The following is a 9,859-nucleotide window of genomic DNA, read 5'->3' on the forward strand; positions in this document are numbered from 1 at the left end:
TCCTACTCCTCGGCGCAGCCCTCACCTGTCACAAGAAGCTCCGCAAACTCACCACATGAGACAAGCTCTTAGGTGTTTGTTCATCTGGGTCATCAATGCGTCTAGGCCCGTGGTGGCGGTGTGCTGCGAGTGAGCGTAGGGGCCGCCGGGGTCTGGCGTGTAGGTGGTGTATCCGGTGCGGGGGTCGGGTATCCATGTCGAGACTTTCGCGTCCTGGGCCATGTTCTGGACGTTTCGGCGGTAATTGTTAATGGCTCCGTTGACTTGCCGGTGACTGACGTTCTTCGACGCGTGGTCAGCTGCAGTATTAAACGCAGCTAGGGCGTCGTCGATGGCTTCCGGCCCGTATGCGGCGGCACGGCGAATGTTGTCGGCCTTAACCCCGAGGTCTTGCAACATGACTTCATCGTTGGAGTAGTTGATGGTTTTCCATTGGTCCTGCGTGATGCGGTTTGTTACCCGATCGAACATGTCCTTTAGTCCCATGACTGCACATCCTGCACTTAATGTGCCGTTGCTGGCACGAAGATCCTGAAATTTATCTCTGCTTGTTACGTTTTGGATGGCGGCCGGCCGAGACCCCCACAAGGGAGCACTCGTTTCCAGTGGTTGGCCCGGCTGGGCCGGCCGCCGCCCTCGCGACTAACGGATCAATCACGCAGAAGCGAGGGAGATTGAGATTGCAGGGCGAGGAGCCGCTGCTCGGTGTCGGCAGCTTCCCAGGGGACACATGGCCAGGCCGAGTCACATAGCCGGCATATGAGCGTTGCGTTGATATTCCGGAACGTGTGCTCAGATTTCGTGCGATTAATTCGCTGCCTTGCCTCGGTCATGACGGAAGGCTAAAACCCGGCGCTGCGCAATATCGAGCCTGATTCACGCTATTGACTCGCTAGACCGATGCAAATGCGTGAATCACTGTGTTTGAATCTGGTGACCTGAAGGAGGGTGTTATGGATCCAGTTGTGACGTTGACGAGAATTGGCGGGGAGTGTCCCGGCGGTGGCGGTGATGACTGCAACAAGCGCGATTGCCCAACGGTGTACGTGACCGATCATGGCACGCTGGCGATCCAGGGGGACAACATAACTGCCGCTCTCGGCCGCGCTATTCCTTCTGGTGAGGACATAGTGGAGATTCCCGTCAGCCTGGTGAAATATATTTTGGAGGCGGCGGCCGATGTGGCTTGAGGGTGAGGCCTGGGATGAATCATGGGATAACTTGCAGTTTCGGGCGTGGCGCTTAGAGGCGCAGCCGGTCTACACAATGGCGGAAGAGGAAGAAGAGTTCGCTCGGTGGCGCCGGGGGGAGGAAATTCCGCCAGACGAGGAATGGCTGGATGACATCCGGCTGTCGGTGGAGGAGGGTATCCATTTCGGCCGCGTCCGCGTCATTCCAGGACCCCCACACAGTGACTATCTTCGCTACCAATTCGAGGTGGGCTACAAGCCGACGATTCCCGTAGGTCACGATGTGCGGATTCTCGATCTATCGAGAGTGTCGAATCCCGGGTTGCCGAGTGAAGATTTCTGGTTACTCGACGACAAGGTCGTGCGGATGCTATATCGGGAGGATGGCACACAGATTGGCCGGAAACTCGTTGCTGACCCGGCTGAGCTACGGAAATATGAGCAATACATGCAGCTAGCTATCGCAAACTCGGTGCCGTTTAGCGAGTATGACTACTGATAGTGAGCGCCTCGCCGAGCTATTGAGGCAGCTTAGGAAAGACTCGGGGTTGTCGACGCGGGAGCTCGCCGCGTTGTCGTTTGTGAGTCAAACCAAAATTGTCCGTATCGAGTCTGGGAAGTGCCGGCCGTCGCCGGCGGACGTCGACGTGTTGACCCGCATGATGGAAGCTGATCCTGATGCCGCGGCGTCGGCGCGGGAGCTGGCTACCCGCACGACTCCTGCGTATAGGCCGGTTCGATTCTCTAGCGAGGTGGGTTGGCGACACGAGCAGCGCGATCTGCGGGTGATCGAGCGGTCCTCTTCCAGCATTCGGTTTTTTCTGCCAGCAATGCTCACAGGTTTGCTGCAGACTCCGGAGTATGCCCTAGGCGCAGTAACCGGCGCTTTACCCCTGGCGGGAGGTGCTGAGACGATCGTTCGTGACAAGATTTCGCGCCAACAAGCGCTGAATACGACGACAGAGTTCGTGTTCCTGCTGATGCCAGCAGCGCTCCGATTGCCGCTGCTGGGCAGGGCAGGTATGGCCACGCAGTGGCAAAGGCTCATTGAAATCTCACACCGCCCGAACGTCACCATCCGCCTCGTAGACGAATCAGAAAGAGTCCTAGAGGGGCCGATGAACACGTTCACGGTCTATGACGACCGGCTCGTCACCGCAGAACTGTTCAGCGGGATGGTCACCCTCACAGAGCAGTCAGATATCACGTTCCATCGTGAACTGTTCAACTACTTCCTGTCGGTGTCCCACACCGAGCACGAGACCCGCAACCTTATAGCCGCTCTCTACGCACACTAGGGCCGGTCCGAAGCACGTCTATAAGACATGTAGGACGCCGTAGCCGCCTTGAGCTGCCGGCGGCGGGGCCGCTAGCTGAGTGCGTCGTGGATAAGTTGAGGCCCGCAGGTGTCCCGTTACCTGCGGGCCTCACGCATCGGTGTTGGCGGCGGAGTCGTCGGACTTTTTCCTATTGAGCGGTGGTGTTTTCGATGTGTTCGAAAATGCCGATATCGGTGGCCTGTTGCCACTCGGGCAGGTCGTTCCAGTCGGCGACGTAGGCCGGTTTGGGGTCGGGGAAGTGTTTGAAGATTTGGCCGATCCAGCAGATGGCGACGAAGCGGCCTTTCTGTTCGGCGGTGAGTTTGGTGGTGGCGCCGCCGGTGGCGTCGATGAAGCCGCGGACTTGGTCATAGACGGCGGTGGCGGCGTCGCGTTCCCAGTCGGGGGTGTCTTCCCATGGCGTGATGTAGCTGGGTTTGGGTTCGCCGGGGTAGTGCTTGTTTACGCCTGCAATCCATGCCTCGCGGAAGATGCGCCCTCGTTCGACCTGCACTGTGATGTTTCCTCCTCTAGTTGTCGACCGTTGCGTGCCCGGTGAGGGCGTTGATGTGGGCGTCGAGTTGCTGCACCTTCGAGCTGCCCATGAGCGGGGCGAGGTGGGGTTGCAGGCTGCGGAGTTTGCGGCTGATGACGCCGGAGCCGGTGCGGTGGCCGGCGTCGACGGCGGCGCCGGCGTAGGTGAGGACTTGGTCGGCGTCGCGGCGTTGCGCCCCGAGTATCGCTAGGTCGGTGAGGACGCTGGCGCGGCGCCGGTGGGACAGGTCGTGACCGAGTGCGTCGGTGAGGGCGGCTTCGGCGAGGTCGGGGCGGCCCAGGGTGACATAGCAGGTGCCGCGTTCCTCCGCCAGGCGGGAGCCGTCGAAGCGCAGCCAGCCGCTGGTGTGGATCTGCCCTGTCAGGTTTTGGACCTGTTCGGCCTGGTCAAGAGCTTGTTGGCAGCGGGTGAGGTCACCGAGGCCGGCGTAGGTTTCTGCCTGCACCGCAGCGACCCAGTAGCGGGTCGACAGCGACGGGTCGCCCTTGTCGGCGAGGGTGGCGGCGAGGTTGAGCATGGGCGCGGCCTGGGCGTGTTGGCGGTCATAGACGGCGACGAACGCGTGCCGGGTCAGGGCGCAGGCCCACAGGTCGAATGCCTGCGCCTGTTTGCTGGCGGATGCGGCGAGGGTGTAGCAGTGCGCGGCGTCGGTGTAGGCGTTGCCGTCGAAGAAGATTTCACCGGCGAGCTGGAACAGGTCCCCGGCCAGCACACACAGCCTGCTGTAGGCGTGGGCGTCCGCGTGCTGGAGTGAGCCGGTGAGCACATCGAGCTGGCGGCGCACCATCGGCAGCGTTTCGGCTTTGGACGTCGACAGCGCGAACACCCGCCACAGGTGCGCGTTGAGTTTGCCGTACTCGTCGAGGGTGGCGTCATCGAGCCGGCCGGGCCAGTCGGTGGCGTAGGCGAGCCGATCTATGTCAAGGGTGTCGCCCAGCGGCGGGACGGCCACCATCGCCCCGGCCATGCTGAACAGGCGGAGCAGTTCACGGCGTTTCATGTCGTCGATCTCCGAGCCAAGGGCGGGGGCCATCGGGAAGGGGCTGTGCAGGTGAGCTACCCCGATCGGGTCTGATCCAGTCACCGTCTCGGCGGCGGCGGAGCGGTGTGCGTCGGCGAGCAGGTCGTCGAGTGTCTCGGGGGAGATCTCCAGCGCTGCGGCGAGCTGGCGACGCACCCATGGTTGCGGGGCGCAGCTGCCGGCCTCCCAACGCACAACGGTGGATCGTTCTACACGCAGCCGCTTAGCGAGGGAGTGTTGGGTGTAGCCGAGGGTTTCGCGGCGCTTGGCCAGGCGTTGCCGTGGTGCCATCACAACCCTTCCTGTCGCCTATCGAAATCGCCGCTCGTGGGCGTGGTGTTTGCCCTGTTCAGAGGCGCCGATGCTTCACCGATGCCTCATCTATGCCCCGTTACTGCGTCTAGGTTATGTCTCCATTGGCTGGTTGTGTGCAGGTAGGGACGCACTCACACAGTATCGGAGACACCGGCGATGACCAGCACGAAAGCAGTAATACCGGCACTGGGTGTTGATCATGTGCCGCGAGCGGCGCTGGTGGTGCGTGCGTTCAACGTCGCGCCGGACGATCCTCACCCGCTGCTGGTGGCGGCGGTGGGTCTGGCGGCGCAGCATCGGGTGCGAGCGCAGGCGCATCGGGTGACCTGTGACCGGGCCGCCGACGATCACGTGGTGGCCGCTGCTGCCCGCGCTGTCAATGCCGCCGATAGCGCGTGTGCGGGGCTGGTGGACCAGATCGACCAGTGGTCGGCTGTCGTGTTGCCGCGGCCCCGTACGGCGGCGGTGCACACCGAGACTCTCGGGGAGCTGGTCAACCGGCTTGCGGCGGGGTGGGTGCGGTGGCACCTGCTGGCGGCCCATGACGGCCGCGCAGCAGCCCGCCGGCGTGTCGGTGAGGCGTTCCGGCAGCTCGGAGAGCTGACGGTGGGCTACGACGACCTCGTCGCCGACCTGGTGTCGGGTCGGCGGCGGCTGCCGCAGCATCAGATGTCGACCAGCCCGGCCGCGGCGTAAAGGGCGGTGGGGCAGGTGCGCGACATTGTGGCGGTCATCGTGGCCGCAGACAGCCCCGCCGGGCAGGCAGCGGAGGCGATCAACGACCTGTCGGCGCACCTACCGGAGGCCGGGCAGCCGCGGGTGTGCCCGATGTGTTCGGCCGAGCCGTGGCCGTGCGGCGGGTTCCACAATGCTGCCCAGCAGGTGATGACGGCCGGCCTGCGGCTTGCCGAGCTGGTGCCGGCGGACCTGCACCCGATTTTGTGGCCACCCAAACCGCCGCCCTCACCCACACCGCGGCCCGCCGAACGGGGCGCCGGCGGTCAGGCGTGGTTCGACGGTCAGGAGCCCTCGCGTGGATGAGGTACTGACGGTGACACTGCGTGACGCCATCTATGAGCGCCTGGACTACCTCGGCCGACTCGTGGCGGATGGGGACCTTCGGTCACGGGCCGCGCTCGCCGACACCGAAATCACCCGACTGTCGCAGGCGTGGCGGGCGCTGCTGGAGCTGCATGAACCCGACCAGCGAGGCCGCTGTCCGCGCTGCTGCCGGTGGCGTCGACCGGCGGCGTTCCCGTGCTCGGTGTGGACCGTAGCCCATCGCTACCTGATCACTGACGACGTGTCGCCTGCACCGGGAACCGGCCGGCACGCCCTGGCCGACCAGCCGGCAGCAGGCCCCTAAGCCGCGGGGAACGCGCCGTGACCCCCGACCCGGCGCGTTCCCCGCCCCGATTCATCCCAGCACCAGCTCGAGCGGTCGCCGAGATGCGGCGTCCGGCGATCAACCCTGCTCTCGTGGAGGCACGCCCGTGATACACGACCTGGTCTTATCCGCCCGCGACCGCCTGCTACACGCCGTCGCCTACGCCACCGGAACCGCCCCCGCGGTAGGTGCGCCGCTGTGGTCGGTGCCGCTGGCAGAACCGGCCGCCGTCCACTCCGCGCTCACCGACTACCTGCCCGCCGGCCGTGTTGTCGTGGTCACGGGCACGCTCGACCGGCGCCTGGTGCTGATCGAGAACGAGGCGGGCGGCTCGTGGACGGTCGCGGACCTGTCCGGACAGCCTCACTCCTCGCGGGTCTGGCCACAGTGGGCAACCGGTCACATTGATGTTGCCGCGCCTGATAGTTGGCTGTCGTCTGCGGCCATCACCGCCGAAGGCAAGCATCGGCTGATGCGTCCTCGGGTGTTGCTGGCGTCGCTGTATCACCCGGAGAACTTCCCGTTGCCCCGGTTTCCGCTCGCCGTCTCCGACCTCGCCCGCGCGGCCCGCTCCACCTTGCTCGGGCACGTCGACCTGCTCGACATGCAACTGGGCGCGACCCTCGACGACATCACCGCCCGCGCCACCTCCGGACAGGTGGACGTGCTGGGGGTGTCCATCACGTTCGGCCAACACGACCTCGCCACCCGGCTCCTGGACGCCGTGTACGCCACCGATGCGCCGGCGCTGGTCATCGCCGGCGGGTCACTGACCGCCCGCAACGAGCGACTTTTGTTGGAGCGCTACCCGAAGCTGTTGATTGGGCGGGGAGCCGGCGAACCGACCATCGCCGACGCCCTCGCACATTGGCACGACGACATGGCCGTGCAACACGTCCGCGGTATCGGCTACCTCGGCGCCGCCCGCGGACACGGCACGGTGAGCATCGGGCCGCGGCGCACCGCCACCGTGGCGAACCGGGTACAGACCGACATGTGGCCTGAACTCGACCTGTTGCGCACCACGTTCGAACACAAGGGCGTGGCCCAGCTGGAAACCTCCCGCGGCTGCACCAACTTCTGTTCCTTCTGCCCGCGCGGCCACAAAGGACAGTGGGCCGGAGCCACACCCGAAGCGCTGCCATGGATCTTGCGCGAGATGGCAGCGATCTTCGACCAGCACCCGCAGATCTCCCGCACGCTGTATCTGGTGGATGAGGAGTTCATCGGCCGCGGCGACACCGCCGTCAGCCGCGCCCTCTCCGTCGCCGACACGCTCACAGCAGCCGGCTTCTCCTGGGAAACCTCCTGCCGGGTCGATCAGGTAGTGCGCCTGGACTCAAGCCGCGACTGGCACCTGGAACGGGCGCACATGTGGCGCGGCCTCGTCGAGCGGGGCTTGCGGCGCTGCCTGTTCGGCGTCGAGTCCGGCGTTACCTCCATCCTGGAACGGTTCAACAAGGAAACCACCGGCACCCAAAACGCCCTCGCCATCCGCACCCTCACCGCGCTCGGGGTGCCGCCGCGGTTCACCTACATCACCTTCGACCACCTCATGACCGAAGCCGAACTCCGCGACACCTACGCCTTCCAAGGCCGCACCGATCTCCTCATCCGGCCGCAACCCGGGTTGAGCGTGGAGGAGATCGTGGACGGTGTCCGCGATGAGACCTGGGTTGCCGAACACGCCACCGGTCAGCCGTTCTACACCGCCATCAGCTACATGCTCGTCGGGATGGAATGCCTGATCGGCGCGGCCTACACCCGCCAAGTGGAGGCCGCGGGCCTGGCCGGTGCCCCCGATCCGTCCATGGGGCGCGTGGAAGCCGCGTATGCCGACTGGCGCATCGGCGTGATCGCCCGGTGGGCGCAGCTGTGGGTGGACCGCAACTTCGCGCTCGACTACACGCTGAAATCGTTGGAGAAGATCATCGACGGCCACCCCTACCAGGTGGTGCGGGTGCTGCGCCGCGTCCTCAAACAGGGCGCCTACCGGCTGCTGGGCGGCATGATCGACCACCTCGACCACACCGACATCGGCACCGAGGACCGCCCCGGCCTGGAACGTCGGTGCGCCGCGTTGGCCGACGACCTCCTCCGGCAGCTCCGCGCCGACGTGGCAAACACCATCACCCACGTAGAAGGCAGCCTGTCACCCGAGCACCGGCAGCTGCTGCGCCGCGAACACCGCACCTGGGCCGGCATCACCACGTGGCGGCTGATCAACACCGCCGACCCCTGCGGAACCTGAACAGAAAGGACGCTCCACCATGCAGACTCTGCCGCGCCGGTTCCTGTCCGGCCTCGGAGCCGAGGTGTCCGCGGTCGGCGCCGGCTGCTGGACCATCGGCGGCCCCGCAACCAACAACGGTGTACCCATCGGCTGGGACCACGTCGACACCGACGCCGCCTACGCCGGCCTCCTCCACGCCCACGAACGCGGCGTCACCCTCTACGACACCGCCGACGTGTACGGCCTCGGCCAATCCGAACGGCTCCTGGGCCGGCTGCTGCGCCTCATCGACCGAACCGCGGTGCACGTAGCAAGCAAGGTCGGCTACTTCGCCGGCACCGCCCGCCACGCCTACCAGCCCGCGCAGATGCGGCGGCAGCTCGCCACCACCCTGGACAACCTCGGCACCGACTACCTCGACATCTACTACCTCCACAGCACAGACTTCGGCCCCGATGACCAGTACCTGCCCGGCGTCGTGGAGACCATGACCGAGCTACGCCGCGAAGGACTGATCCGCACGGTCGGGATGCGCGCCCCACACGTATTCGCCGAACACTGGGCCGACAGCGACCACCCCCACGCAGCGCAGACGGCGCGGTTCCTGCACCTGTTCCACACCATCCGCCCCGACGTCATCACCGCCCGCTACAACCTCCTCAGCCCCCTCTACGCCGACACCGACACCGACGTCTTCGCCCTCGCACGCCGGCACGGTGTCGGTGTGGTGATCAAACAAGCCCTCGGCCAAGGGCTCCTCCTCAAACCCCACGCCGGCGCCCTGCCACCGTTCAGCGCGGCCGATCACCGCTCCCGCGACCCCGAGTTCCACCCGGCCGCCCTGGAGCTGCTGCGGCAACGCCTGTCACCCATCCGGGCACGGTTCGGCAACCGCCCCGCCGACCTCGCCCGCATCGCCCTCGGCTACGCCCTCCACCATGCCCCCGACGCGCCCGTGCTCGTCGGGTTCCGCAATGCTGACCAAATCCACACCACGCTCACCGCCGCAGGAGACCCGCTCACACCCGAAGAGTTCACCGAGATCCGCGCCGCGCTCCACCCCACACCCGCCAACAGGAAGGCATGACCCCGTGCAGTACATCGAAGTCGAGAAGAAGTACGCCCTGCCCGACCCGGCCGCACTCAAAACCAAACTGGAGGAGCTCGGCGCGAAACCGGCGGAGCCAACCCGCCAGATCGACGCCTACTACAACGCGCCGCACCGCGACTTCCTCGCCCCGGAAGCGATCTCGGAATGGCTGCGTATCCGCACCGAGGAACGCGGCTCATCGGTGAACTTCAAGGTATGGCACCCCATCGACTCCATCACCAAAACACACGCCGACGAATACGAAACCCGCATCGAAGACCCCGAAGCCATCCGCCGCATGTTCCAGGCCCTCGGGTTCACACCGCTGGTGACCGTCGACAAAACCCGCGAAGAATGGCGCCTCGCCGACGTCGAGGTCGTGTTCGACCACGTCGAGCACGCCGGCGACTTCGTCGAATTCGAATTCAAAGGCGAAGCCGACAACGTCGCCGACGCCACCACCCGCCTGCAAGACTTCATCAAATCCCTGGGCGTCGAACTGGGCGACACCGTCAACCGCGGCTACCCCCACATCATCCTCGGCCGCGACCACTGACAAGCGCGGAAATGCGACGAGGGCGCTCGTGTGAGCGCCCTCGTCTCCCGCTAGTGCGGGAATTCTTACTCAACCCTTAGATTTAACTGGGTCACCCCTGCTCATGCAGGGAAAATGTCGCTAAGAGCTTGTCTCATGTGGTGAGTTTGCGGAGCTTCTTGTGACAGGTGAGGGCTGCGCCGAGGAGTAGGA

At 65.3% G+C, this 9,859-nt stretch carries 12 protein-coding genes; 9 read left to right on the top strand and 3 right to left on the bottom strand.

The features are described from left to right. Positions 1 to 48 precede the first annotated feature (48 nt). Entirely contained in the window at positions 49 to 486 is a 438-nt protein-coding gene (locus C2L58_RS49065; protein ID WP_146073827.1) for a hypothetical protein, read from the bottom strand. Between the two features lie 467 nt (positions 487 to 953). Between C2L58_RS49065 and C2L58_RS45850 the strand changes: the two genes are divergently transcribed. Genes C2L58_RS45850 through C2L58_RS45860 form a run of 3 tightly spaced genes read left to right on the top strand, consistent with a single transcriptional unit; the run spans position 954 to position 2,488 of the window. Next, on the top strand, positions 954 to 1,190 hold the full coding sequence (locus C2L58_RS45850) for a hypothetical protein (RefSeq protein WP_233226306.1): 237 nt from the start codon (positions 954 to 956) through the stop codon (positions 1,188 to 1,190). Beyond that, positions 1,180 to 1,689 carry a DUF6879 family protein gene (locus C2L58_RS45855; RefSeq protein ID WP_199191751.1) on the top strand — a complete coding sequence of 170 codons (510 nt, stop codon included), beginning with the start codon at positions 1,180 to 1,182 and terminating at the stop codon, positions 1,687 to 1,689. The genes C2L58_RS45850 and C2L58_RS45855 overlap by 11 nt, the downstream gene beginning before the upstream one ends. Further along, complete coding sequence (locus tag C2L58_RS45860) at positions 1,679 to 2,488, top strand: helix-turn-helix domain-containing protein (RefSeq protein ID WP_103343895.1); 810 nt, start codon at positions 1,679 to 1,681, stop codon at positions 2,486 to 2,488. The genes C2L58_RS45855 and C2L58_RS45860 overlap by 11 nt, the downstream gene beginning before the upstream one ends. 169 nt (positions 2,489 to 2,657) lie before the next feature. Here C2L58_RS45860 and C2L58_RS45865 read toward each other — a convergent pair whose 3' ends face one another. After that, positions 2,658 to 3,023 (bottom strand): hypothetical protein, encoded by a 366-nt coding sequence (locus C2L58_RS45865; RefSeq protein WP_103343896.1) that lies wholly within the window; start codon positions 3,021 to 3,023, stop codon positions 2,658 to 2,660. A 16-nt stretch (positions 3,024 to 3,039) separates the two neighbouring features. Continuing rightward, positions 3,040 to 4,377, bottom strand: a complete 1,338-nt coding sequence (locus tag C2L58_RS45870; protein WP_103343904.1) for a helix-turn-helix transcriptional regulator — start codon at positions 4,375 to 4,377, stop codon at positions 3,040 to 3,042. A 180-nt stretch (positions 4,378 to 4,557) separates the two neighbouring features. Between C2L58_RS45870 and C2L58_RS45875 the strand changes: the two genes are divergently transcribed. The 6 genes from C2L58_RS45875 (at position 4,558) to cyaB (ending at position 9,667) form a co-directional block, all read left to right on the top strand. Further along, positions 4,558 to 5,097 (top strand): DUF4254 domain-containing protein, encoded by a 540-nt coding sequence (locus tag C2L58_RS45875; RefSeq protein WP_103343897.1) that lies wholly within the window; start codon positions 4,558 to 4,560, stop codon positions 5,095 to 5,097. 15 nt (positions 5,098 to 5,112) lie between these two features. After that, a complete protein-coding gene (locus C2L58_RS45880; RefSeq protein WP_146073828.1) occupies positions 5,113 to 5,442 on the top strand; it encodes a hypothetical protein in 330 nt (109 codons plus the stop codon). After that, entirely contained in the window at positions 5,435 to 5,767 is a 333-nt protein-coding gene (locus tag C2L58_RS45885; protein WP_103343899.1) for a hypothetical protein, read from the top strand. Before C2L58_RS45880 ends, C2L58_RS45885 begins: the two co-directional genes overlap by 8 nt. Before the next feature lie 127 nt (positions 5,768 to 5,894). Beyond that, a complete protein-coding gene (locus C2L58_RS45890; protein WP_233226308.1) occupies positions 5,895 to 8,039 on the top strand; it encodes a B12-binding domain-containing radical SAM protein in 2,145 nt (714 codons plus the stop codon). A gap of 19 nt (positions 8,040 to 8,058) precedes the next feature. Next, positions 8,059 to 9,108 carry an aldo/keto reductase gene (locus C2L58_RS45895; RefSeq protein WP_103343900.1) on the top strand — a complete coding sequence of 350 codons (1,050 nt, stop codon included), beginning with the start codon at positions 8,059 to 8,061 and terminating at the stop codon, positions 9,106 to 9,108. A 4-nt stretch (positions 9,109 to 9,112) separates the two neighbouring features. Then, entirely contained in the window at positions 9,113 to 9,667 is a 555-nt protein-coding gene (gene cyaB / locus C2L58_RS45900; protein WP_158264257.1) for a class IV adenylate cyclase, read from the top strand. Positions 9,668 to 9,859 lie beyond the last annotated feature (192 nt).

This window comes from Amycolatopsis sp. CA-126428, from assembly GCF_002904335.1.
Lineage (GTDB): Bacteria > Actinomycetota > Actinomycetes > Mycobacteriales > Pseudonocardiaceae > Amycolatopsis.